The sequence below is a fragment of the Alteromonas sp. ABV4_515 genome (assembly GCF_056160345.1).
In genome coordinates this window covers 309016-334516 of the sequence record NZ_JBSWWZ010000007.1, presented here as the reverse complement: position 1 = coordinate 334516, position 25501 = coordinate 309016, and the positions used below count along the sequence as shown (strand labels likewise).

At 44.9% G+C, this 25501-nt stretch carries 19 protein-coding genes and 1 riboswitch; of the genes, 8 read left to right on the top strand and 11 right to left on the bottom strand.

The features are described from left to right. Position 1 precedes the first annotated feature (1 nt). The 3 genes from ACXAGX_RS17860 to ppx all read left to right on the top strand — a co-directional run bounded on the left by ACXAGX_RS17860 (position 2) and on the right by ppx (position 4223). Positions 2-508, top strand: a complete 507-nt coding sequence (locus ACXAGX_RS17860; RefSeq protein WP_070127499.1) for a glycine cleavage system transcriptional repressor — start codon at positions 2-4, stop codon at positions 506-508. Between the two features lie 83 nt (positions 509-591). Continuing rightward, complete coding sequence (gene ppk1 / locus ACXAGX_RS17855; protein ID WP_474823494.1) at positions 592-2661, top strand: polyphosphate kinase 1; 2070 nt, start codon at positions 592-594, stop codon at positions 2659-2661. Between the two features lie 5 nt (positions 2662-2666). Beyond that, entirely contained in the window at positions 2667-4223 is a 1557-nt protein-coding gene (gene ppx, locus ACXAGX_RS17850) for an exopolyphosphatase (protein WP_474839978.1), read from the top strand. Between the two features lie 225 nt (positions 4224-4448). Here ppx and ACXAGX_RS17845 read toward each other — a convergent pair whose 3' ends face one another. The 5 genes from ACXAGX_RS17845 to tkt all read right to left on the bottom strand — a co-directional run bounded on the left by ACXAGX_RS17845 (position 4449) and on the right by tkt (position 11179). Next, complete coding sequence (locus ACXAGX_RS17845; protein WP_474839976.1) at positions 4449-5609, bottom strand: GGDEF domain-containing protein; 1161 nt, start codon at positions 5607-5609, stop codon at positions 4449-4451. A 246-nt stretch (positions 5610-5855) separates the two neighbouring features. After that, on the bottom strand, positions 5856-6755 hold the full coding sequence (locus tag ACXAGX_RS17840) for a fructose bisphosphate aldolase (protein WP_474839974.1): 900 nt from the start codon (positions 6753-6755) through the stop codon (positions 5856-5858). 188 nt (positions 6756-6943) lie between these two features. Continuing rightward, entirely contained in the window at positions 6944-8119 is a 1176-nt protein-coding gene (locus tag ACXAGX_RS17835; protein WP_474839972.1) for a phosphoglycerate kinase, read from the bottom strand. 30 nt (positions 8120-8149) lie between these two features. Continuing rightward, positions 8150-9163 (bottom strand): erythrose-4-phosphate dehydrogenase, encoded by a 1014-nt coding sequence (gene epd / locus ACXAGX_RS17830; RefSeq protein WP_070127508.1) that lies wholly within the window; start codon positions 9161-9163, stop codon positions 8150-8152. A 24-nt stretch (positions 9164-9187) separates the two neighbouring features. Next, positions 9188-11179, bottom strand: a complete 1992-nt coding sequence (gene tkt, locus ACXAGX_RS17825) for a transketolase (RefSeq protein WP_474839970.1) — start codon at positions 11177-11179, stop codon at positions 9188-9190. A 412-nt stretch (positions 11180-11591) separates the two neighbouring features. Here tkt and metK point away from each other — a divergent pair, with 412 nt between their 5' ends. Both metK and ACXAGX_RS17815 read left to right on the top strand, forming a co-directional pair. Continuing rightward, positions 11592-12737: a methionine adenosyltransferase gene (metK, locus tag ACXAGX_RS17820; protein ID WP_070127512.1), complete on the top strand. Its 1146-nt coding sequence runs from the start codon at positions 11592-11594 to the stop codon at positions 12735-12737. 204 nt (positions 12738-12941) lie between these two features. Further along, on the top strand, positions 12942-13439 hold the full coding sequence (locus ACXAGX_RS17815; protein WP_474839967.1) for a hypothetical protein: 498 nt from the start codon (positions 12942-12944) through the stop codon (positions 13437-13439). A gap of 16 nt (positions 13440-13455) precedes the next feature. Here the strand turns inward: ACXAGX_RS17815 and ACXAGX_RS17810 are convergent, their stop codons facing one another. Further along, positions 13456-13968, bottom strand: coding sequence for a hypothetical protein (locus ACXAGX_RS17810; protein WP_474839965.1), 513 nt, complete (start codon positions 13966-13968; stop codon positions 13456-13458). A 164-nt stretch (positions 13969-14132) separates the two neighbouring features. Between ACXAGX_RS17810 and ACXAGX_RS17805 the strand changes: the two genes are divergently transcribed. Both ACXAGX_RS17805 and ACXAGX_RS17800 read left to right on the top strand, forming a co-directional pair. After that, a complete protein-coding gene (locus ACXAGX_RS17805) occupies positions 14133-15338 on the top strand; it encodes an ABC transporter substrate-binding protein (RefSeq protein WP_474839963.1) in 1206 nt (401 codons plus the stop codon). A gap of 167 nt (positions 15339-15505) precedes the next feature. After that, on the top strand, positions 15506-18193 hold the full coding sequence (locus ACXAGX_RS17800; protein WP_474839961.1) for an ATP-binding protein: 2688 nt from the start codon (positions 15506-15508) through the stop codon (positions 18191-18193). Between the two features lie 78 nt (positions 18194-18271). On the opposite strand, the gene ACXAGX_RS17795 is transcribed toward ACXAGX_RS17800, so the two are convergent. Continuing rightward, on the bottom strand, positions 18272-18919 hold the full coding sequence (locus tag ACXAGX_RS17795) for a PEP-CTERM sorting domain-containing protein (protein ID WP_474839959.1): 648 nt from the start codon (positions 18917-18919) through the stop codon (positions 18272-18274). An 850-nt stretch (positions 18920-19769) separates the two neighbouring features. Beyond that, positions 19770-19843: riboswitch (cyclic di-GMP riboswitch) on the top strand. 61 nt (positions 19844-19904) lie between these two features. Between ACXAGX_RS17795 and ACXAGX_RS17790 the strand changes: the two genes are divergently transcribed. Further along, positions 19905-21104 carry an NHL repeat-containing protein gene (locus ACXAGX_RS17790; protein WP_474839957.1) on the top strand — a complete coding sequence of 400 codons (1200 nt, stop codon included), beginning with the start codon at positions 19905-19907 and terminating at the stop codon, positions 21102-21104. Positions 21105-21380: 276 nt separating this feature from the next. Here the strand turns inward: ACXAGX_RS17790 and ACXAGX_RS17785 are convergent, their stop codons facing one another. From ACXAGX_RS17785 to ACXAGX_RS17770, 4 genes are all read right to left on the bottom strand, one after another. Next, on the bottom strand, positions 21381-22043 hold the full coding sequence (locus tag ACXAGX_RS17785; protein ID WP_474839955.1) for a PEP-CTERM sorting domain-containing protein: 663 nt from the start codon (positions 22041-22043) through the stop codon (positions 21381-21383). 261 nt (positions 22044-22304) lie between these two features. Next, entirely contained in the window at positions 22305-23183 is an 879-nt protein-coding gene (locus tag ACXAGX_RS17780) for a glycosyltransferase family 2 protein (RefSeq protein ID WP_474839953.1), read from the bottom strand. 65 nt (positions 23184-23248) lie between these two features. Further along, the gene (locus ACXAGX_RS17775; RefSeq protein ID WP_474839951.1) at positions 23249-24217 is read right to left on the bottom strand and encodes a glycosyltransferase family 2 protein; all 969 of its coding nucleotides are present in this window, start codon (positions 24215-24217) and stop codon (positions 23249-23251) included. Positions 24218-24268: 51 nt separating this feature from the next. After that, the gene (locus tag ACXAGX_RS17770; protein ID WP_474839949.1) at positions 24269-25201 is read right to left on the bottom strand and encodes a hypothetical protein; all 933 of its coding nucleotides are present in this window, start codon (positions 25199-25201) and stop codon (positions 24269-24271) included. Positions 25202-25501 lie beyond the last annotated feature (300 nt).

Here is a 25501-nt window from a genome sequence, read left to right as displayed (position 1 = left end):
TATGCAACCTCTGATCATTACCATCATGGGCAAGGACAAACCAGGTCTGGTAGATGCGCTTGCCAAATGTGTTTATCGTCACGATGCCAACTGGCTGGGCAGTAGTTTTGCTCATATGGCGGGTTTGTTCACCGGTTTTGTAGAAGTGCACGTGCCTGCCGACAAACACGATGCCCTGGTATCTGCACTCAACGATTTGCCCGACCTTACCGTACAATCGGTATCGGTGGCCGACAATGAGAAAACCTTCAGCGAAACCTTAAGCGTTGCCATTATGGGTAACGATAAGCCCGGCATCGTACAGGAACTGACAAATATTCTAAACCAGTTCAACCTCAATATTGTGTCTTTCGATAGCCGATGTGAAAGCGCGCCGGCCTGGGGCAGCATGATGTTTAAAGCCAAAGCGACCATCGCGGTACCTGAAGACTTCGACGACAGCGCACTGCAAACCTCGCTGGAAAGTATTGCAAATGATTTAGTGGTAGATATCACCACCAGCGTATAACCCACTTTCCCCCGCCTGTCACATGGTTGTCACGGATAAATGGCAGGCTTTGCAAATTTTTTAGATAGAAAAAACTGCGACGTATGGATTACAACGAACTCTACTACCCGAAAGAACTTAGCTGGCTGGCCTTCAATGAAAGGGTGTTACAGGAAGCGGCTGACAAAAATAATCCTGCGGTTGAGCGCATTCGTTTTCTGGGGATTTACTCTAATAACCTAGACGAGTTTTACCGCGTTCGTGCCGCTGATGTAAAAAGACAAATCACCATTGCCGAAGAAAATGGCAGTGAAGAAGAAGCATCCAAACTGATGTTGCTGATGGAAACCATTCAGAAAAAAGTGGTGCATCTGTCTAGCAAGTTCGATGAGATCCACAAAGATGTGGTAAAAGCGCTGGCGCGATACAATATCTTCATCGTGCGCAAAGACGAACTCAACGACTACCAGAAAGTATGGTTACGCAACTTGTTCGTGAACAAAATTCTGCGCCATATCGCCCCTATTCTCATTGAAAAGAAAACTGACCTGCTGAGTCGTCTGAACGGCACGTCGGTTTATCTTTATGTGGCCATTCGTCGTGAAGGCCGCAATACCCGCTATGCCGTAGTGCAAGTGCCTACCAGTGAAACCTCCCGCTTCGTGGTTATTCCCCCCGAGCGCAGCCGTAAAAAGAAACACATCATTCTGCTGGATGACATTATTCAACTGTGTCTGGAAGAAATTTTCCGCGGTTTCATTAAATACGATTCGCTGGAAGCCTATTCGTTTAAAATGACCCGCGACTCTGAGTACTCCATCAACGATGAAATTGATGAAAGCTACATGGATAAGATGTCTGAAAGTATGAAACAGCGTCTTATTGCCGAGCCGGTGCGGGTAATTTACGACCACGCTATGCCTGAAGACATGGTGCTGGATTTACGTAAACGCTTAAAAGTAACTAAGCTCGACACCATGCACGCGGCGGGGCATTACCGTAACTTTAAAGACTTCATTGGGTTCCCCAACGTGGGTCGTGAGTATTTGGAAAACCCCAAATTACCGGCCATCGATACCAAAACCTTTTCAAGCTACAACACCGTATTCGACGCCATCACGGCACACGACATTCTGTTGTACTACCCGTATCACCGCTTCCTGCATTTTACTGAGTTTCTCCGTCAGGCCGCTTTCGACCCCAGCGTTAAATCTATTCGCATTAATATTTATCGTGTGGCCAGCAACTCGCGCATTGTAAACTCGCTGATAGATGCGGTTGATAACGGTAAGAAAGTAACGGTAGTGGTAGAGCTTCGCGCACGCTTTGACGAAGAAGCCAATATTGAATGGTCGCGCCGAATGACCGACGCTGGCATTCGCGTTGTACTGGGTGTACCTACCCTGAAGATCCACAGTAAAGTGTGTATCGTTGCACGGGAAGAGCGCGGTTCGCTGGTGAACTATGCCCATTTCGGCACCGGTAACTTTAACGAGAAAACCGCTAAAATCTATACCGACTTCAGCCTGTTTACCCGTAATCAGGAACTGGCAGAAGAAGCCGCGAGCGTATTTGATTTAATCCAATATCCGTATCGCCGGTATAAATTCCAGCATCTGCAAATTTCGCCGTTGAACAGCCGTACCAAGATCCAGTCATTGATCCGCCAGGAAATTCAATATCTGAAAGAGGGCCACAAGGCTCAAATCACCTTCAAGATTAACAATCTGGTAGATAAAGAGCTTATCGACGACTTGTATCGGGCCAGCCAGGCGGGTATGAAAATTCGCGGCATTGTGCGCGGTATGTGTTCGTTAGTGCCGGGCTTACCGGGGATCAGCGAAAACATCACCATTACGTCTATTGTCGACCGTTTTCTTGAACACCCGCGCGTGATGGTGTTCGAAGGTGGCGGCGACAGGAAAGTCTTCATTTCCTCTGCAGACTGGATGACACGTAACATGGACAACCGCATTGAAGTAGGTTGCCCGGTGTACGATAAACGCTTACAACAGCAGATTGTAGATATTCTGGAACTGCAGTTCAAAGACACACTAAAAGCACGCATCATTGACAAGGACCAGACGAATAAGTACGTTCGTCGAGGTAACCGTAAAAAACTACGCTCACAGATAGAAATTTATGACTACCTGAAGCGTCTTGAAGATGAGTAATCTATTTGAGCCCCACCGAATCCGTTTTTGACGCTGTAGAAAGCCGCGACACTACCAAAGTTGCGGCACTGGACATTGGCTCCAACAGCTTCCACCTGGTTGTAGCCCGTATTAATGCGGGCTCGGTACAAATTCTCCACCGTTTGAAAGAAAAAGTCAGGCTAGCAGCCGGGCTTGGCGAAGATAACGTGTTGTCGGATGAAGCTATCGAACGGGGCCTGAAAATGCTGGAGCTGGTTGCGACCAGTCTAAACGGATTTGAACCAGATTCCGTGCGTATTGTGGCTACCCATACCTTGCGTAAAGCCGTTAACGCGCGCACCTTCATTAATGCTGCTCGGGAAGTGTTGCCCTACCCTATCGAAGTCATTTCCGGTGTGGAAGAAGCCCGATTAATATACTCGGGCGTGGCACATACTAATCACAGTGACGGCCGCCGCCTGGTGGCAGACATTGGTGGGGGTTCTACCGAGTTCGTTATTGGTGAGGGCTTCGACCCGCTTATTTGTCGCTCACTGCAAATGGGCTGCGTAAGCTACACCAACCGTTTTTTTGCCGACGGCGAGCTGAAAGCAAAAACCTTCAATCGCGCCATTACAGCTGCGAAGCAGGAACTGGAACTCATTGAGAACCGCTACAAGCATCTTGGCTGGACTCAATGTATTGGCACTTCAGGCACCATTAAAACCCTGTTCAATTTGGCCCAGCGCGATAAATCCAATGGTCATGACGAGCCGGTCACGTTAAAAAGCCTGCGCAATGTGATGAAGAGTTTCATCGAAGCGGGTCACATCGATAAACTCACTATGCCTGAAATCAGCGAAGATCGCCGAGGCGTTATCGCCGGTGGTTTGGCTATTCTGATTGGTATTTTCGAAGCGCTGGACATTAGCGAACTGGTGTACTCGCCCGCCGCATTGCGTGAAGGTGTGCTGTACCAAATGGAAGACGAGCTAAAGCACTCAGACATTCGCGAGCGCACAGCGAAAAGTTTAGCCACCCGTTACGATGTTGATACCACTCAGGCAAACATGGTTCTGGCGACTACATTAAACCTGTACGACAAGGTTGCGGGAGACTGGAAGTTCAAAAACAAAGATTTCCGCGCTATGTTGGGTTGGGCATCGTTGCTTCACGAAGTGGGAATTCAAATTAACTCTCGCGGGGTTCAACGTCATTCGGCCTATGTGTTGTCGAACGTAGACATGCCAGGATTCACCCAGGAGCAACAAGAGTTGCTAGCGACGCTGGTGCGTTTTCATCGCAAAAAAATTAAATCTGCTGAAATTCCAGAATTTCAGCTATTCGACAGCAACGCAGTAAAACGCGCCATCGCCTTACTTCGTTTAGGTGCCATGCTGAACATAAAACGTCAGGAATCATTCCTACCGGAGCTGAACGTAACCGCCAGTAAAAACAGTCTCACCCTCACCTTCCCGGCAGGCTGGAAAGAAAGCCGACCCATTATGAGTGCCGATCTCCAACAGGAAGTTCAATACTGGAAGGCAATAGACTTAACGCTGAACATCGAAGAAGCGGAAGCTGAAACGATAGCGGAGTAGTAGTATTCTAAGCTGTAAAGTCGCGGAACTACCTGGGAGTATTGGGATTTCGGAACAGTAAACCCGCGGACAGGGGGCGGTGTTGCCTGAGCGAACCGTCTGCCGCAGGGAAGCGGCAGCCGAGGCCCCATGGATGGGTTTACGCCGTGTTCGCGAAGGCAATTCCGCCCCCTGGCCAGAAGGGTTTACGCCTTTTCCGAAGTACCAATACTCCTGTGCTTTGTACTAGCTCTGTGCGCGTTTCACCTGATCGCGGCCTGAGGCTTTAGCGCGATACAGTGCTTCGTCTGCCTGGCGGATGCCATCGAAGATAGTGTCATCTGCATTCAGGCTTGCTACCCCGAAAGAGGCCGTGAGCTTTAATGTGGTGTTTTCTACCTTAATCTCCGCTTCTCTTACCTCGTCGCAAAGCCGTTGCGCCATGGTAGACGCTTGCTGGATGTCGGCGTTAGGTAATACGATAAGAAACTCTTCGCCCCCCATACGAACCAGTGTATCGCCGCTGCGTAATAACTCGCTGATGAGGCGGGCAAATTGCTTTAGCGCTTCATCTCCCGCTGGGTGACCGTGCTGATCATTCACCTTTTTGAAGAAGTCGATATCGCAAACAACAACTGAAAAGTGCTGCTCGTGGCGTTGAGCGTGAGCTAACATGCGAACGGATTCGCGATAGAGATAGTGGCGGTTTTTAGCGCCTGTAAGCGCATCAATGTAGGCCTGCGTACTTAGCCTAATGAATAAAGATTGCATCAGGCTGGCAGGAAAACCAAGCATGAACAACAAGCAAAGCATGAATATGGCAACAAAAGCCACTTCCGTACCCACCGGCTCTCCCGGCTCCAGCCACATGCGATAAACAGGTACGCCAAACACCACACCAATAGTGGTGAGTGAAACAACGATAAAAATCATTTCATCGCCGCCTCTGCTTTCGGGGATATTCCGGTAAATCAGCCGTAAGGTTAAACCAAGAGGAATAAGCACAAATACAGACACCAGTATTTCACGAACCAAAAGCTGGTTATTGCCCAAATAGAAATATAACGATAAGGCTTCGCACAGTGCCAAGTGCGAGATGATCATCGCAACTTGCTTGTGGGTTAAAACCTGTCCGTAACGTTTGAGTACCGTGAGATACAACATGTACATGGCTAGCAACACACAGAGATTTAACGTTGCTGCACTAGCGAGAGGAAAGCCTAATGGTTGCAGGCAAATACCGAGAAAAGCAAACCATAGCGTAACGAGAAATAGACGACCGTAAATAGGGCTTTGTGCTTTTACCCGCTGCGAGGGAATGGGCAACACAAACGTGAACGCGACACCTACGCCGACCAGCAAACTCAAAATGCCAATCAAAAAGTAGATTTGTTCAAAAGTGTTCACTACCACTGATCCTTCAATTCCGGCGGGTTTACCGCCTTCTAGCGCACCTAACTGATCGCTTTTTGATCACACCGCAAAAATAGACATCTAATGTAGGTGTGTCAATTCCATTGTGAATAGCAAAGAAAGGTAAAATATTAACGTTATAGGTTTATAAATTATACAACTAAAGTATAGGGTATATTTAATAAACAGGGAAGGAAGGAGAGAGAAAACCGACGCTGAACACGTCGGTTTTGATTTGAATTAAGATTTTGAAGCCTGGTAAATACCTTCAATGGCTGCATCGAGTGTTTTATCAAATTCAGCATCAGACTGCTGCGCCGATACACCTTCAGTCAATGCACGAGAGAAAGAAGCAATAATGCCTTGGTTCTCTGCCAGTTTCGCATTGGCTTCGTCGCGGCTATAACCACCTGAAAGCGCCACCACTTTAATCACTTTAGGGTGATCCACCAGCTCTTTGTAGAAGTTATCTTGCGTAGGCAGTGTCAGCTTAAGCATGACTTCCTGGCCTTCGTCGAGCAGGTTTAACTGGGTCAGAATTTCCAGCTTCAGCAGCGCTTCGGCTTCGGCTTTCTGCGGGCTGTTAATGTCTACTTCCGGCTCGATAATAGGTACCAGGCCAGCAGCAATAATTTGCTTGCCCACGGTGAACTGCTGTTCAACAATCGCTTTAATGCCTTCGTGGTTAGCCATTTTAACCACTGAACGCATTTTGGTACCGAACACGTCTTGTGCCACGGCTTTCGCCAGTAATGCATCCAACGCTGGCATTGCCTTCATTAGCTGAACGCCATTTGCTTCTTCTTCCAAACCTTTGTCTACTTTCAGGAATGGAATAATGCGCTTTTTCTCCCACAGGTATTTCGCTGTAGGAATACCTTCAATGTCACGGTCGAGTGTATTTTCAAACAGAATTGCACCAATAACGCGTTCGCCACTGAACACATCGCTGGTGATAATGCGGGTACGCATGGCGTGAACCATGTCGAACATTTGCTCATCTGAACTGTACTCAGACGGTTCAATACCATAAAGTTTCAGTGCTTTTGGGGTACTACCACCACTTTGATCCAGCGCGGCAATAAAACCTTTCTGCACTTTGATTTTATCCAGCATAGCTTGCTGAGCTTGTGATGCCATGAGCAACACTCCTTTTTATTTTCCGTCATTACAACGGCTGTAGGGTTGGGAAAATACTCAAGCGTTCCGCAGCGTCCGAAATACATAATGGGGCGGACAAGGCGGAATCGACTTCAGTATATTGTCGGCAAACGTCACTGTTCGCCGACAAATTGGGTAACGCGATTACGTTACACAGTGGCTGTTTCTTATTTGTTTTTTTCTTCTAAAACAGCAACTGCAGGCAGTGTTTTGCCTTCCAGGAATTCCAGGAAAGCACCACCACCGGTGGAGATATACGATATCTTATCTGCGATGTCGTACTTATCTACCGCAGCCAGGGTGTCGCCACCACCAGCAATTGAGAATGCATCGCTGTCGGCAATGGCGTGAGCCAGCGACTTAGTACCTGATGCAAACTGATCGAATTCAAATACCCCAACCGGACCGTTCCAAACAATGGTACCGGCATTTTTGAGGATTTCTTCCAGCGCTGCTGACGAATGAGGACCAATATCGAACACCATGTCTTCATCGCTGATTTGGTCTACCGCTTTCAGCGTGGCTGGCGTAGATTCTGAGAACTCCGTACCAACAATCACATCGGTAGGCACTGGAATATCACCGCCGTTGGCTTGTGCCTGAGCGATCAACTCTTTCGCTTCATCAACCAGGTCCATTTCAACCAGTGATTTACCTACGTTATGGCCCTGTGCGGCAATAAACGTATTGGCAATACCGCCACCAACAATCAGCTGGTCGACTTTTTCAGCCAGGGTTTTCAGCACGGTAAGTTTTGTCGATACTTTAGAACCACCAACAATGGCAACCATTGGGCGCTTAGGGTTGTCCAGGGCTTTGCCTAATGCATCAAGCTCTGCAGCCAGCAACGGGCCAGCGCAAGCTTTAGGTGCAAACTTTGCTACGCCGTGGGTCGATGCCTGGGCGCGGTGCGCGGTACCAAATGCGTCCATCACAAAGATGTCGCACAGGGCGGCATACTGCTTGGCTAATGCTTCGTCGTCTTTCTTCTCGCCCTTGTTGAAGCGAACGTTTTCCAGAATAACCAGTTCACCGGCTTTTACTTCAACGCCGTCGAGATAGTCTTTTACCAGGGAAACCGGCACATCCAGGGCATCGTTCAAGTAATCAACCACAGGCTGCAGTGAATATTCAGCTTCGTAGTTGCCTTCTTCAGGGCGGCCCAGGTGAGACATCACCATTACCGCTGCGCCCGCTTCCAGCGCGGCTTTGATTGTAGGAATAGATGCCTTGATGCGGGCATCAGAAGTGACTTTACCGTCTTTTACCGGTACGTTCAGATCCTGACGGATCAACACGCGCTGTCCATCCAGCGCAAAATCCTGCATGCTTGGAATTGCCATAGTTTTCCCTTAAAAACTCAGTTACTTTCCTCAACACCCCGACTGGTACATAGCCAGCGTGGTATCAATCATCCGATTCGCGAATCCCCATTCGTTGTCACACCATACCAGTGTTTTCACCAGTTGTCGGTGGCTCACGCGGGTTTGCGTGCCATCAACGATGCATGAATGCGGGTCGTGATTAAAATCTACAGAGACTAACGGCGCTTCCGAATAACCTAATATACCCGAAAGTCGTCCCTCTCGCGCTTTTTTCAGTGCGTTGTTTACGTCCGAAATGTTTACTTCGGATTCCAGCGTAACACTTAAATCCATCGCCGTGACGTTTACCGTGGGCACGCGCACCGCAATCGCTTCAAACTTACCGGCAAATTTCGGCAAGATTCGTTCAATACCAGCAGCCAGGCGGGTATCTACAGGAATAATTGACTGGCTCGCTGCCCGCGCCCGGCGCAGATCTTTATTGTAAGCATCAATAACCTGCTGATCATGCATGGAAGCGTGAATAGTGGTTATGGTGCCGCTTAATACCCCGAAGGCATTATCCAGTGCCTGTATAACCGGCACAATGCAGTTTGTTGTGCACGAGCCGTTAGACACTAAACGATGTTCAGAAGTGAGAGACTCTTCGTTAGTACCGAAGATAATGGTGTTATCAAGATCGGTGCTGCCAGGTTGGGAAAACAGTACTTTCCCTGCCCCCGCATCCAAATGCGCCTGACCGGCCACGCGATCAGAAAACACACCGGTGCATTCCAGCACAATGTCTACGCCTAGCTGTTGCCAGGGCAGATTGCTGATATCGGGTTCAGCCAGCAACCGGATACTGTCTCCGGCCACATTAAGCTGATCGTCATGAAGATGCACATCAAAACCGAAACGACCATGGGTTGTGTCGTATTTCAGCAGATGGGCTATACCTTGCGGTTCTGCCAGATCATTAATCGCAACCACTTTTATCAACTGATTGCGCCCTGTTTCATACAGGGCGCGAAGTACGTTACGACCAATGCGGCCAAAACCATTTATGGCAACTCGGACCATAAAAAACCGCCTGTTGTCGAACTGTTATAAAGACTGTGCTGCCTCAACAACGGCATCGGTAGTGATGCCGAAGTGTTTGAACAGTTCGCCTGCTGGGCCGGATTCACCGAAGGTGTCCATGCCCACAATTGCACCGCCGAAACCGACGTACTTGTACCAGGAGTCTTTCGCCAACGCTTCAACTGCAACACGTTTCGTTACCGCTGCAGGCAGAACAGATTCTTTGTACTCGGCACTTTGACGGTCGAAAGCATCTGTACACGGCATAGACACAACGCGGGCTTTCACGCCGCTTTCTGCCAGTTTCTCAGCTGCCGCGACAGCCAGTTGTACTTCAGAGCCAGTACCAATCAGCAGCACATCAGGTGTACCGTCGGTATCTTTTAAGATGTAACCACCTTTAGCGATGTCGGCAACCTGCGCTGCAGAGCGTTCTTGCTGCGGTAATCCCTGACGGGTGAAAATTAATGTGGTAGGACCATCGTTGCGCAAAATCGACTCTTTCCAGGCCACTGCAGACTCAACCTGGTCACAAGGTCGCCAGTTGTCAAGGTTAGGCGTAGAACGTAAAGCCACCAATTGCTCAACCGGTTGGTGCGTTGGGCCATCTTCACCCAGACCAATAGAATCGTGGGTATAAACGAAAATGGAAGGCGCTTTCATCAGGGCTGCCATGCGAACTGCGTTACGTGCATATTCCATAAACATCAGGAAGGTAGCGCCGTAAGGCTTGAAGCCGCCGTGTAAGGTAATGCCGTTCATCATAGCCGACATACCGAATTCACGTACACCGTAATAGATGTAGTTACCAGACGCGTCTTTCGCATCTACGCCTTTTGAACCCGACCAGATTGTCAGGTTAGAACCGGCCAGGTCAGCTGAGCCACCCAACAGTTCAGGCAGTAACGGGCCGTAGGCATTCAGCGCATTTTGCGACGCTTTACGGGTAGCCGGTGCATCTGGGTTGGCTTGTAAATCAGCGATGTAAGCATCGGCTTTTTCTACAAAATCTACGGGCACGTCGCCATTAATACGACGAGTAAATTCTGCTGCTAGCTCCGGGAACGCTTTTTCGTAGGCGGCAAACGCTTCGTTCCAGCTCGCTTCAGCTGCGCTACCTTTTTCCTTGCCATCCCACTCGGCGTAGATGTCTGCAGGGACTTCAAACGGACCATGGTCCCAGTTCAGCTCTTTGCGGGTTAATGCAATTTCATCATCACCCAGCGGCGCACCGTGACAATCTTCTTTACCTTGCTTGTTAGGCGAACCAAAACCAATGACAGTTTTGCAGCAAATCAGCGTAGGTTGGGTAGTGTTAGCGCGAGCCGCTTCTACTGCCGAGCGGATTTGCTCAGAATCGTGACCATCAACGCCCGCAATTACTTGCCAGCCGTAAGATTCAAAACGTTTTACTGTGTCGTCGGTGAACCAGCCTTCTACTTCACCGTCGATAGAAATACCGTTGTCGTCGTAGAACGCAATCAGCTTGCCTAAGCCCAGCGTGCCAGCCAGTGAACAGGTTTCGTGAGAGATACCTTCCATCAAACAGCCGTCGCCTAAGAAGGTGTAGGTGTAGTGGTCTACGATGTCGTGACCATCTTGGTTAAACTGTGCTGCCAGTACTTTTTCAGCCAGCGCCATACCCACCGCGTTGCTGATCCCCTGACCTAACGGACCCGTGGTGGTTTCTACGCCTGGCGCATAGCCGTACTCAGGGTGACCTGGCGTTTTTGAATGTAACTGACGGAAATTCTTCAGTTCTTCCAGCGGCAACTCGTAACCTGTGAGGTGCAGCAATGCGTAGAGCAGCATAGAGCCGTGGCCGTTTGAAAGCACAAAGCGGTCGCGGTTAGCCCAGTTCGGGTTGGAAGGGTTGTGTGACAGATAATCGCACCACAGAACCTGCGCGATGTCAGCCATTCCCATTGGGGCACCTGGGTGACCTGATTTAGCTTTCTGAACAGCATCCATACTTAATGCGCGTATGGCATTAGCGAGTTCACGACGAGTTGGCATGCTAACTCCTTTGATATTGGCTAATAACTACAATTTTTGACAACCCGGAGCGCGCTCCGGAAACGAGTGGTCGTCCTGCTGCCAATGATAATGAATAAAATAGTGGCAACTATTCTTACCTAAGCATAAAACCAGTTCAATGTGTTTTATGCCGTCTATACTTATCGAATCTGGTTATTTGAATCGATATCAACATAATTTACGTAACAACGAACCATTGCTGTCAACGAAACGTAACAAATAGACTTTTAGACGTCCAGAAGTAAAGATGGTATTTTTACCCAGTCTCGGTACAATGTGAATCATAGTCCGACTGCGTTTCATACCAGCGGGCAATTGAATATACCCAACCAATCATCAGCAACCTTTACTATAAAGATGATTTGGTAAACCCCAGAATAACGGAGGATTTATGGCCGCACGCCTTTTCACATCGGAATCTGTCTCTGAAGGACATCCGGATAAAATTGCCGATCAGATTTCAGATGCTGTGCTCGATGCCATATTAGAACAGGATCCCAAAGCACGGGTTGCCTGCGAAACATATGTCAAAACTGGTATGGTTTTGGTAGGTGGTGAGATCACCACATCTGCATGGGTAGACATTGAAGAACTTACCCGTCAAACCGTTAAAGAAATTGGTTACAACCACTCTGACGTTGGCTTCGATGCCGAGTCATGTGCGGTTTTAAACGCCATTGGTAAACAATCGCCCGACATTAATCAGGGTGTTGATCGCGCACGTCCAGAAGAACAAGGCGCCGGTGATCAGGGCTTAATGTTCGGTTACGCCAGCGATGAAACCGATGTACTCATGCCTGCGCCTATTACTTATGCTCACCGTTTGGTACAAAAACAGGCTGAAGTGCGTAAAAACGGCAAGCTTGATTTTCTGCGTCCAGATGCAAAAAGCCAGGTAACCTTCGTTTACGAAAACGACAAACCAGTAGGTATTGATGCGGTTGTACTGTCTACCCAGCATAACGAAACCGTTTCTACCGAACAACTTCGCGAAGCGGTAATGGAAGAAGTGATTAAGCCGGTTCTGCCTGCTGAATGGCTGACAAAAGATACCCAGTTCCACATTAACCCTACTGGTCGCTTTGTTATCGGTGGCCCAATGGGCGACTGTGGTTTAACTGGCCGTAAAATTATCGTAGACACCTACGGCGGCATGGCCCGTCACGGTGGTGGTGCATTCTCTGGTAAAGATCCCTCAAAAGTAGACCGCTCAGCAGCCTATGCTGGTCGTTATGTGGCGAAAAACATCGTTGCAGCAGGATTAGCCAAGCGTTGTGAAATTCAGGTGTCTTACGCCATTGGTGTTGCCGAGCCAACGTCTATCAGCATCGAAACCTTTGGTACTGGCGTGGTTGATGAGAAAACGCTGGTTGCCCTGGTGCGTGAACATTTCGATTTGCGCCCTTATGGCCTTATCAAAATGCTGGATCTTGAGCGCCCAATTTATCGCCCAACAGCGGCTTATGGTCACTTCGGTCGTGATGAATTCCCATGGGAAGCTACCGACAAAGCAGCAGCACTGAAAGCGTCTGTTTAAACGGTTCATCCTGTTAAATGAAAAAAACGAGTGTTTCTGACACTCGTTTTTTTGTATTTAAAATCAACTGTCCTAAAAAAATTTAAAGATTATTTAGCAAATTTACTATTTTCTTCATCCATAAAGACTACACTTAAGTATAAAGTACTCACACTTCAACTCTTAACTGGGCAGCAGACTCAGGCACACACAGGAATCCCAGCCATGAAAACGTTCTGGCGAGTGAGTTTGTTGATGATGTTATCTGCGTCCGCCCTGGCCGCGGAAAAATCGTTGCTGGCAGAAAAAGAAAGTAAAACTGCCTTCGTCGCTTCCCCCTATCAATCTGAGATTTCTTTTCAGAGTAAGCGCCTGCCTAAATGGCAATTTGGTGTGCGCTACAATCGCGAAATGCCTTATCACGACCAATGGGTAGACAGCATTACCACTTCTCAGTCGGTAGATTCAGTGCGGGTTTCCGCTAGCCGGATGATCCTGAAAAACTCAACTCAACGCATCTTCGCCGCTTTGCAAACCAGTAACGATACCCAGGCCGCCTATTCTGAGTGGCTTTATGTGCCTTACAATGCCGGTACGGCAGCCAGCGTGGGCTGGCAAATTGGCGAGCTTGATTCAGTGAAAATGGCCGTAGAATTACAATATCGCGAAGTGAGCGATACCGATATCAGTTCGTTGCTACTGGGCGTGCAATATTACTTCTAATGTTCTTTAAGCTGTTCTAGCGTTCTGCTAGGGCTGGCAGCGACGCCGTGGAAATGTAGGTTTGCTGAATAAGTTCCGCGTCTACGCTGGCGCGGTGCCTGGAAACACTGTTCGCTTTCATCAGCGCCTGCTTAGTGGCGTGCCAGTGCTCCATCTGCACTTCCGATAATATGTATTCCAGCGCACTGAGCTTGAAGGTCATCAACACGCCGGCCTCGGCATAAAGATTAATTAGCCAAGGATAATCAACCACCCAACCATCTGAGTAGGCGACGTGTTTGCCCATGAACGCATTTAACTGTTTGCACACCTCAATGCCGGATTGCCCGTATTTCTCCAGTTGTTCGCGGCTGATACCGTGCAACGCTTCGGCTTCGGCACTCCAATGGTGCCAACTCGGATACGGCTTAATCAAACGACAAAACCGTGCCCCATCGGCACGCTTAACACCAATTTCAATGGGAAAACTGTCGCTGCCAAAGCCACTGGCTTCAACATCAAGAATGGTAGGAGGCTGAATGATAGACACGCTTCAGGTTATTGATTATTCATACCTTAAAACTAAGTGCCTATGGGAAAAGGTGCAAGTTTTTATTGCTGTTAATTCCCTCACCCTTTGTCTAATTGCAGAATTACAGCAAGCCACTACTATTTAGCGTGTCTTGAGCCCATGAAGAAAGTTATTAGATTTCAATGAACACGTTCCGCCCCCTTCTACTGCTGATCGCAGCGTTAGCGGTATACTCCAACGTTGCCTTTGCTACCAATGAAAATGCAGCTAATGAGACAACCGACAAACTGACCCTCGCCCTCGATGCCGACTTGAGCGCCGTTGCCGTTGAAGGTGGTTTTGCTATTCGTCAGGGTATGGAAATCGCCATTGATGAAATTAATCAGCAAGGTGGCGTGCTAGGCAAGCAACTGGAGCTAGTGTTACGCGACCATCGGGGGAATCCGGCACGAGGCGTTCGCAACATCGAAAACCTGGCAGACCACAAGCAATTACTTGCCGTATTTGGTGGCGTACATACGCCTGTGGCTCTGGCTGAACTGGAAAAGATTCATCAGCACAATTTACTGTTCATGATCCCCTGGGCCGCCGGCACAACCATTGTCGATAATAACTTCACGCCCAATAATGTTTTTCGCGTATCGATTCGTGACCAAGAAGCCGGTCAGGTGCTTATTCGTCATGCCAGCGAGGAAAACATAAAACGGGTAGCGCTGGTATTGGAACGTACGGGTTGGGGGCGTTCAAATCAAAGCTCGTTAACCAAAGCGGCCGGCGAATACGGGCTGAATATCGTCAATACCCAGTGGATTAACTGGCGACAGGATAATTTTGATACTGAAGTGCGATCGATTATCGAATCGGGTGCTGAGGCAATTATTCTGGTGGCCAATGCCCCTGAATCTGCCGTCGTTGCCAAAACCCTCATTGCGAAGCAAGCTGCTCACTTACCAATAATTGCCCACTGGGGTTTAGCCGGCGGGGATTTTGTTACGCTAACCGGTTTGGAAAATCTAAGCCAACTGGATATCTCGGTTATCCAAACATTTAGCTTTTTACAGCAAAAGAACACAAAAGCGGCTTATCTATTTAACGAATACCAACGCAGAAACGGAGAAATGACGGGATCTGCCGTACCCGCCGTGGTTGGCGTGGCACATAGCTATGATTTAGTGCACCTGCTGGCCAAGGCCACCGAACAAGCGGGCTCCATCAATCCAGATAAAATTCGACATGCACTGGAAAATCTGCCACCGTTAGAAGGCGCGGTAAAACGTTACGCGCCGGCGTTCTCTCCGAGTTTCCATGATGCGCTTCTGGCTGAGGATTATTTTATGACAACTTTTAATGAAAACGGACATCTCGTTCCTTTGTCTGCACAACCGTGACTGCGCGCCCGACTCTTTATCACCAACTACAACGTTATATTCTACCTCGCCTGTTAACCGCGCTTAGTGTTATCAGCGTCATTCTGTGTTTGTGCATTTTTTACGTTGCCAAGAATCAAATAAAAACAGAGCAGCAAACTAACCTGCAATATCTCAAGCAGGATTTAATGATTACCCTGGATAATACCCAGCAGTTGATGGAAGGCATTGCCGCCAACGATCTGTTGATTAACAGCTTGATAGATATTCAGCAGCGCAAAAATTATCTGCCGGTGTTTTTTGGTTCGCTGCGTTTTACCCGGGCAAAAGTTTATAGCTTAGGGCTTTTCGAATTTGATGGCACTTTGCTCATCGAAACTCACAGTAACCAGCCGATGCCCGCTTCAATGGCGAACAGTTGGCAAGATACCGTGCTACAACAGTCGAAATCCTTTCGACAAATTACCGACGACGGTGTGTTAATTGCCGTGCCGGTATTAATCGCAGGCGCAGCAGAAGGCGCACTGACCCTTTATATTCCGTCATTTCAGGAACTCATTTACGAAAGAGACACCACCGCGTATCAACTCATTGTAGATAGCCAGGGCAACATACTGTTTTCGAGCCACCCAGATTTCTTCGAGGTAAATACTCACTTCGACCAGCAAAAATACGAATACTGGACATCACAGGAAACCCAATGGCAAGGTCTTACGCTTATTAGCCAAGCGCCCGCATTAGATGCCTATTCCAACGTTTTGTGGCTGATCCCCGCCATACTCATTACCTTAAGTATGGCAATTGTAATTAGTTATTACGCCACAAACCGAGCAGCACGTCTTAGTGCCTCAACCCTTCGTGGTTTGCACGACGATATTCAGCAAAGTGCCACCCGTCGTCACCCCCAATCAGCGGAAGACCGAATTGAAGAAGCACAGGAACTGGCTGAAATCAGGGAAGCGTTTAATGCGTTGGTAAACAATATTAGTTCCATCACCCTTTCAAACCGGCAATTTTCGAACGCTATCGATTCGCTGGAAGAGATCTTGGTGGTATTGGACTCAGACAGCAATAAAATACTCGCTAATCGCGCTTTTAATCAGTACATCTTGTATTACGACCTGAACGAATCGCAGATCGTGAGCGTGAAGAACCGGCTTTCAGGCAATACGAAAAGCCTGCAACGCACCTACGCCTCACTCAGCGAAAAAGCACCGGTTATCATCAACTGGACTGCCCTGCCCTTGCTCGACGACAACCGCATGCAAGTAGGTACCATTGTGGTAGGTAACGACGTTTCTCAGCAACGGGTATTAGAGAAGCGGATAAACGTGATTAGTCACGCCATTAAAGCGGCCACGGTGCCTATTCTTATTGCGGATGCCAAGAAAAAGGGCTTTCCCGTTATTTACGCCAACCCCCATTTCAGCCGCGTAACAGGTTTCAAAGAAGAAGAAACCTTACATCACACCTTCTTACTGATGAGAGAACTGGAAGCTGAACCAGAAAAAGCCAACAAAATAAAAACGGCATTACAACAAGGCAGCGCTTGCGATGAAACCTTGCTGTGCTATCGCAAAAACAAAACGCCACTGTATATTCAGGTAATACTCACTCCCGTATTTAACGAAGGCGAATTGGAGCACTTCGTTGCCTTCTTCCAGGATGTAACAGAACGGGAGCAAGGACAGCAGTTTCTCGAAGAAGCCCGTTTACGCGCGGAAGAATCTGCCCGCCTGAAATCGAGCTTTCTTGCCAGCATGTCGCACGAAGTACGCACGCCTTTGCATGGTGTATCTGGTGCGTTGCAACTGGTAAGCAAAACCGCGCTGGATAAAACACAACAGCATTATGTGGGCCTGGCCGATGAGAGCATTCGCAACTTACAGCACATTGTGGATGACATTCTCGACTTCTCAAAAATTGAAGCCGGACAACTTAAGCTGGAAAATGTGCCGTTTAACCTGCCCTTGCTGCTAGAAACCTTGTACGAACAGTTCAGCATCAGCAGTGATGAAAAAGGGCTGCAACTTAATTTGGATACTGAGCTGGCCGAGCATGTGATGGTACAAGGCGACCCCGTACGGTTGCGTCAGGTATTGAGCAATCTATTGAGCAATGCGGTTAAGTTTACCCAAAACGGCAGTATATTACTTTCAATGAATCTTGTAGAAACAACCAGCGAACAATGGCAGTTACAGGGCTTTGTGCAAGACAGCGGCATCGGCATAGATGAAGGCAACCTCGACAGCATCTTTGAGGTGTTCCAGCAGGAAGATACGTCAACCACCCGAAAATTTGGCGGTACGGGATTGGGCCTTTCTATCAGTAGGCAGCTCTGCCGCCTTATGCAAGGCGACCTCACCGTACAAAGTCGCAAAGACGAAGGCAGTAAATTCATCTTCACCGTAGCCGTTTCCAGACCCGCCTACGAAGCTTACATTGTCACACCGGACACAACTAAGCACAGCGAGTCAGAAGTTACGCTTCAACCCAGCCGCATACTGATTGTGGAAGACAACGAAATTAATCAGCTTATCGCCCGGGAACATTTAAGCGAACACAAAACGCTAACCGCCAAAAACGGTGTAGAAGCGCTGGAAGCACTGAAACGACTTAAAGTGCAGTTCGATGTGATTTTAATGGACTGCCACATGCCAAAAATGGATGGGTTTGAGACTACACGGCGCATCCGCGCTGGTGAAGCCGGTGAGCGATATAAAGAAGTACCTATTATTGCGCTAACGGCCAATGCCATGAAAGGTGATAGAGAGCGTTGTGAAGCGGCAGGCATGGATGATTATATTAGTAAGCCGTTTACTGCCACGCAGTTATTGAAAGCAGTGAGTAACGCCAGATACAAAAAAGGCCAGTAAATCATACTGGCCCTTCAAATTTATTTATTACTCTCAGGGCCTAATCTAGCGGCCATGAAGAGTAAAGATTCTAACAGCTTACTTCGCTTTGCGGCGACGCAGGCTAGCCAAACCTACCAGGCTTAAGCCCATAATAGCGATTGACGTAGGCTCTGGTACCTTTACAGACAGGTTGAAATCGCCTGATGCCAGTGCGATGTCAGTCGCTTGGTTGTTGCTGTCGAAAGACAGGAACTTAAAGCCGTTGTCTAGGCCAGTCACGTCGCTCACCAAAGCATCTAAATCAATATCCTGGGATAAATTAAAGGTCAGAACGAAGCCATCGCCGTAGAAATCGCCCCAGTTGAAAGAAAGTGCAGAGCCTGCAGACATTTCATCAGAGTCATCAACTAAAGTATAAGTACCATTACCTTCGTTGAATAAATATTCGAAATCCAGGCTACCGCTATCAGTGTTAACCGATGAATAACTGTCAAACAATCCGAACAATGCGAGGTTAGAATTGAGTTCAGCAACAAAGAATACACCTGTATTAACTTGCGCGTAAGGAAGTGCAGTAGACCACTGATTAACAGTATTCAGGCCATAGAAATCAGCGAAAGATGTGTAAGACGAATCAACATTGTATGCACCTACCTCAGCGCCATCTAACTCAATTACCGCAGCGTTTGCTGCAAAACCTACGCTCATTGCTACAACAGATAATAAACTTTTTAACTTGTTCATCAGTACTCCAGTTTAATGATGATCTTCAAATATACTAAATAAGTGTGAGCACATTTGATGCCACAAGTTAAAAACGATTACTAATCAATTATTTATAAAAATCACTACTGTACTTTATCTACGCAGTGTAAAGAATATCGACAAGAAATCTTTAAGGAGTGCGGTAAGGATCGTCATTTTTCAAAAACGGGGACGATTAGGCTATTTGGAACCATAAACAAGCGCAAACTTACAAAACCACACTCTACGCGGCGCAGTAAATATAATAATATTTAATTAAAAATCTATTAATAGTAAAAAAGAATGATTACAAAATACTCGGGTATTACTTCCGAATATCTTAATCTTTATAAATCCGTAACTTGTATGAACTTAGTCATAAACATAGCGTGACACTACTCTATGAAACGAGAATTCTTTAATACACTATCTTTAAAAAAAGGTACTGTTAATGACGTTAAAAAATAAATTGAAAATCTAGAACTGGTCCGAACACTGCAATTTAAACAAATAAACAGAATAATTTTTGTGCAGATAGGATTTAAGCAAGAACGTATTTTTAATAAAATCAATACACATAGGCTTCGAATGAAATATTTACATTGATAAAATATCTGATGTATTTTGTTTCTCACTAACGAGATGCGTTCGATGCACGATATTCTCGCTATTAAGCGAGTAGTAAAAAATTCTTTATAAAACCACATAATCTATTGTTTTTACTCCTGATAAATTGTAAAGTCGCATTTACAAACTCTAGCTCCTAGATTTGTATCTTAATTTCTATTTTAATTAGAAACTCGCTTAAACCTTAATCAATTGTAACAATTCAGCAATAAATTTTAACTGTCTTACGAAAAGGCAAACCTTTAGTGATGAAGGGACGCAAAGCCACGGGTCTTTTAAGATAGCCGGGTTGTCGGTATTAAAATTTAAATCCGAAATTTACGGAACTATGCTTAAATACCACTTAAATGGAACCTTTATGCAAAACTCATTAAAGTTATTTTGCAGTGCACTTTTATTAAATGCCACGACAGCCGGCGCTACTTATAACCATCATGGTTTTGAGGAGAAAATCTACTTCTCAGATACAATGCAGCAATTTGATGGTGTTTCTACCATATATAGAATCGAGCTCGATTCAAACGCAGAAACGGCAACCCTTATCCCGCTACAAATCAACGAAAATTCAGATGGTGTAGTCGAATATGATCACATTGATGTATTAGCGTCCTCTCCAGATGGTAATACACTATGGATGATTAATTCATTTTATGCTGAATCCACAGAACTACTTAAATATAACGTACAATCAACTAGCTTAGAAAGTATCGGCTTTGTCTCTTGGGGTGGGCCACAAGCAGAAGGCGACGCAGATCAAGCGGCTGTTGCACCTAATGGTGATCTTTATATCACTCGCAAATATAGTAACTTTGTGTACCGCTTAGACACAACAACTGCGCAAGCTGAATTTATCGGTGAAGTCACTGATACAAACTTAACTGGTGGAGATATTTCGTTTGGTAGAAACGGGGTACTTTACATGAAAAACCATGCAGGGTTATTTACACTAGATATTGAAAATGTATCAGAGCAGAATATACCTGCAGAAATGATTGGTACGAGCAGTGTGTTTTATACTGGTCTCGCTAACAGAGATGGTGGTTACGGTAATTTGCTGGTTTCAAACCGAGAAGATAGCACCTTCGATGAAGTAAGTCCTGATAGCGGATTAATACTCAATAGCTACATTATGCTTACAGAAAATGGAGCTCCATATAGCCATCAGCTTGGTGGTGATATGGCTACAGGTCCTTTCCAAACCTGTAATAGGAATGTTGATTTCTGGAAAAACAATAGCTGGAGAGATCAATCAATCACTATAAACGGACATCATATAGATGAAGTTGTAGGTAGATTCGGTACAAAATCAGAAGGCAGAGAACCTTATAATGGTATGCTTTGGAGCACTAGAAACTACACATACAGCAAACTTTATGCTCAACTGATAGCAGCAAAACTCAATACTTTTAATTCATCAAACTCTAGTTTGATTAATAGTGCAGAATCGTTCTTGCATGGAAAATCTCCATCAAAGAAAGTTAAATTCTGGGATATCTTTCACTATACACTGTACAAAACAGCTCTATACAAATTTAACAAAAAGAATAAGTGTAGATAAATAAATTATTTTTAAAGGTCTACTCTACGTTTAACTGAGTAGACCTTTTATTTATAAGCGATCGATAATCTCAGTTGCGGACATCGGTAAATTTTTTTCCTAAAACTTTTACATTCTGAGATCCAATCGAGCGCGTTAATATCTCAGAGAGCGATTTGAAAAAAAAGCCAAAGAAATATGCACATTATGCTTAATTCCTTGACTTAGATTTCATACATTACACCTTGAAAGATGCCAGTATCATTGCGAATCTCTGAATGCTAGAGATAAGGGCTATCACAACGGAAGTTTGGAACTATTCCGATTAAATGCAAATCCGAAAAGACCCAGTAAGGCTAATCCAAAGATTGATGGCTCAGGTACGTCTACAGTATTCACTATTATATTCATATTACCAGAAGCGAGTTTAATTTCAGACGCGACTCCCTGATCATCGAAAGACAGAAAGCTAAAGCCTCTATTAAGACCTGCAACATCATAAACGAAAGTATCTAGATCGATAAGATCAGACTTATCTAAAGCAAGAACGAAGCCGTCTCCATAGTATGGATACCATCTAAAATTGATGGTTGTTCCTACAACTGTATCGCTAGGATCATTGACTAAATCGTAGTTGCCAGATCCAGACTTAAACGTATAGTCAAATGTAGCCTGTCCGTTTCCGGTGTAGATTCCATTACTAAATGCATCAAAGAATCCAAACAGCGCAAGGGTATCGTTTAACTCTGCAACAAGAAAAACCGCTGTATTTATTTTTGCGTACGGAAGAGAAGTCGACCACTTTTTTGAAGTATCGTAATCATAGAAAGCCGAAAAACTACTAAAAGAACTGTCTATTTCTAGCGGTTTAACCTCGCTACCATTCACGCTAATTATACTTGCATGTACTACCGGTGTAGCACAATACACTAAAAGAATAACCATCCAAGTTCTAAACATCTTCATTCCTAATAAATCAAAGTTCCAATACCACGAACCGAAGAAGCAAAAACCGAGCCACAAATAAAACGCAATACTTTTCAATGATATAATGCATTCAAATAGATTAAAATGATCTTTTCGTCAAAAATTCTGACACAAATTAGTGCATATGTTGTTGCATCGAGGAACGCTGTTAACAACTGTATATGAATACAACATCTGAGGTATGACTAAACTGTTGTGACCGCCAAGCTTGACGGAGTACTTTAGTTGTACCTTTTAAGAAGAGACACGCATAAAGCAATATTTCAAACCTGAGCAAAGTTCTCTAAACAAGGTTTTTAGATGCCTCGGATTCCTTTTTAGGCCATGCCATGTTGTTCTCAAAAAATATTTAGTTGTACTTACACACGATTTTCTATTGAAAAAGAACATCTTTGCATAGTATGCCCCCCTACCCTTATCATAATTTGCCGATAATTTGACCTTATCTGCTTCTTTTCGCCCGTGATGGTGGTAAATCACAGGAAGAGGACTGTAGCAACCAGCATAGCCGCTAAAGGAAAGTCGACCAATAACATCTATATCTTCACACGGGAAATCAGTACCGGCCCCCAGTTCAGGGTCGAAGCCACCGACATTATCGAGGACATGTCGTCTTACCGCCATGTTCGCGCCTTTCAGAACTCCCGCTGGCATGAATTTATCGGCAGGATAGTAAACTGAATTTTCTCGGTAATCGACAGTTATCATTGCATCTGTTTTATCCCATAGTAGGATCCTTCCACCAGCATAGGAGATAGATTGGTCTGAAAATACAGTTTTATAAGATTCAATGAAATCTGATTCGGGATAACAATCATCATCGGTAAAGATTAATATATCTCCCTTCGCATTAGACCGTGCCATTTCACGCGCGGCACCTAGGCCAACTTTCTCGCATATGAGATAACGCAAATTTTCGAGCTTTTCTTCAAAGTCTCTAATAATGTCACCAGTATTATCCGTTGAGTTATTGTCGACAACTACAAGTTCCCAAGTACTTTGAGTGCTAATTGATGTATAAAACTCTAAAGCTTTTGCTAAGCCATGTGCTCGATTTCGGGTACAAATTATTATTGAAAAATCCACTTTAGATCGACTTTGTTTAAAAGTCATAAATATTCACCTAATCTTCTACCGATATATATAACAATTTCACGACTATTTTTTGCACTTAAAAATTAGAACACTCTAGATTCTTCATGATTAAAAATACTTCTAAATCTATTAATCAAAAAATAACTTACGCCACGGAAAGAAATGATCTCGTCATATTTTTTCTTTAACTGAGTGCTTCTCTCAACGCCAAGCACATCGTCATTAAGCGACTTCTCAATTCTAACTCCATTTAAGAATAGGTGCTTTATGTAATCATTGATTGTAGGTTTCTTTAAAGCAGAAATATCTAACTCTGCGATCAATTTATCTACCGTTTTATAGAAACCTTCTGCGTGTTTTATATTTTTCTTAGAAGTAGTTATTGAACTTTCTCTAACGCGTCTTTGAAAAAAACGTTCTTTTATAACGCTTATTTTAGTAGCATTACAAAATAATAGTGTAGAGAAATAATTGTCTTCGTAAATCGTGTTTGGCATAAAACGGTGAAATGGGAAAGCCGAAAGCTTATACATATAACAGCAAGCTTGTACAGTATATATGCCCTTTAGCAACGACTCATTTATAAAAGAAAGACCGTCATTATAAATAGGTTGCGATAAGTCTCTAGAATAATATCTTTCAAGTTCCTGTTTGTTCGTTAAATCATCACCAAAAGGTTGTGCGCCGAAAACAACTACCTCTGCCCCATCTTTTATCAACTTATTTACACATTTATCAAGAGTATCATTAGTTATCCAATCGTCACTATCGAGAAAATAAACAAATTCACCTGTTGCATGATCGATACCAGTATTTCTAGCAACAGATAACCCTTGATTATCTTGTTCTATTATCTTTAACTCTAGCTCTTCTTCAGAAGAATATTTACCGAAAACTCCCGCCGAGTTATCTGTCGATCCATCATTCACGATGATCAGTTCAATTGGTCTGTAGGTTTGTGAATAAACAGAATTCAGACATTCTTCCAAATAGGCCTCAACGTTGTAAACAGGTACGATAACAGACACCGTTGGCGACTTATTAAAACTCATATATATTCACTCCCTGACCTCAGAAATAGATAAAAATTGTAAAAAAATTTCTTAAATTTTATTAAAATAGAGAAAATCATTTTTCCATTTACTATAGATATACTGCTTGTCTTCAGAATACTTATTAGATAATTTTATTTGAATATCTTTTGTCAGAAAGCTATATCTTTCCGCCAAAGGTTCCGCGGCATTTTTGGCATAAATGTCATCACATGCAGTCGTCCAATTGTGGTTTTTCATACTGCCATTTGCGACCAACTTCTCTACTTCTTCCACTGCTACTGAATTTGGCGTTACTGTTTCTGATGGAGGAGTGATATCAGGTACATCTTTAACATCGACATTGAACAAGCTGGATATGATTTCTAATGAATTAGTACGATAGTCCTCTTGTGTCCAAATCGCTATATCATTCTCTGGGAATAGCTTCTTTATATTTGAAATTACATCAACCCAACTTGGTAGCAAACCTGCTTCTAACTCTTTCCTTAAATTTTGTTTTGCGATCATGGCATCATTAGGGTTGAAGCGCAGTGCGGTGGTATAAGCACCTGGATAGATACCTTTGAAATCTCTTATCGAAAAAAGAAACTTCACCCGAAAATGTTTGTTTAAATAGTGTACGAAACTGAGGCTACCCTCCATAGAGTCTATGAAAGGTCTAACTGAGAGTAATTGCCACGCGTAGCCTAGAATATTCTCTTCTGAAATAATTATATTTTTATAACTAGGGAAATAGTTTCCAAAAATTACATTAATGTAGAGGCTAGAAAAATGACCAAACGTGAGAGCGTCAAAAACCTTAAACCTAGAGTTCGTCATTCTCTTTAATCTTTCGAGCTTTCCATTTCTAAAAAAAGGCCGGTATAGATAATTTATATCTCCTTCAACTAACCTTTCCTGCATAGCTTGTAGCGTATCCTGAAGATGTGTCGTTGCAGTTTTATGAGCCCCGACATGTAGATATAATGTAGGCTTTGACATTGAGTTCCTTTCTTTAAACACCTTTCAAACAATAATCGCACATTATTAACGAATTACTTACAAACAATTCGTTTTAACAATTAAAGGTTCTGGTCACTAACTCACCAACAAACGCTTATTCAAAACACTGTAATAAAATGCCTTTACCAGCTTTGCCGCACGTTCAGAGATTTGCCGAATAAGTTTGGAGCTTACCCAGAGATTGAAGGGTAACAACTAAGTTCACTTTGCACAAAATATATCATTCAAAAAGGAAAAAGAGGCAAATCTTTAGCGCATTTATTCGATAGTTTAATGTAT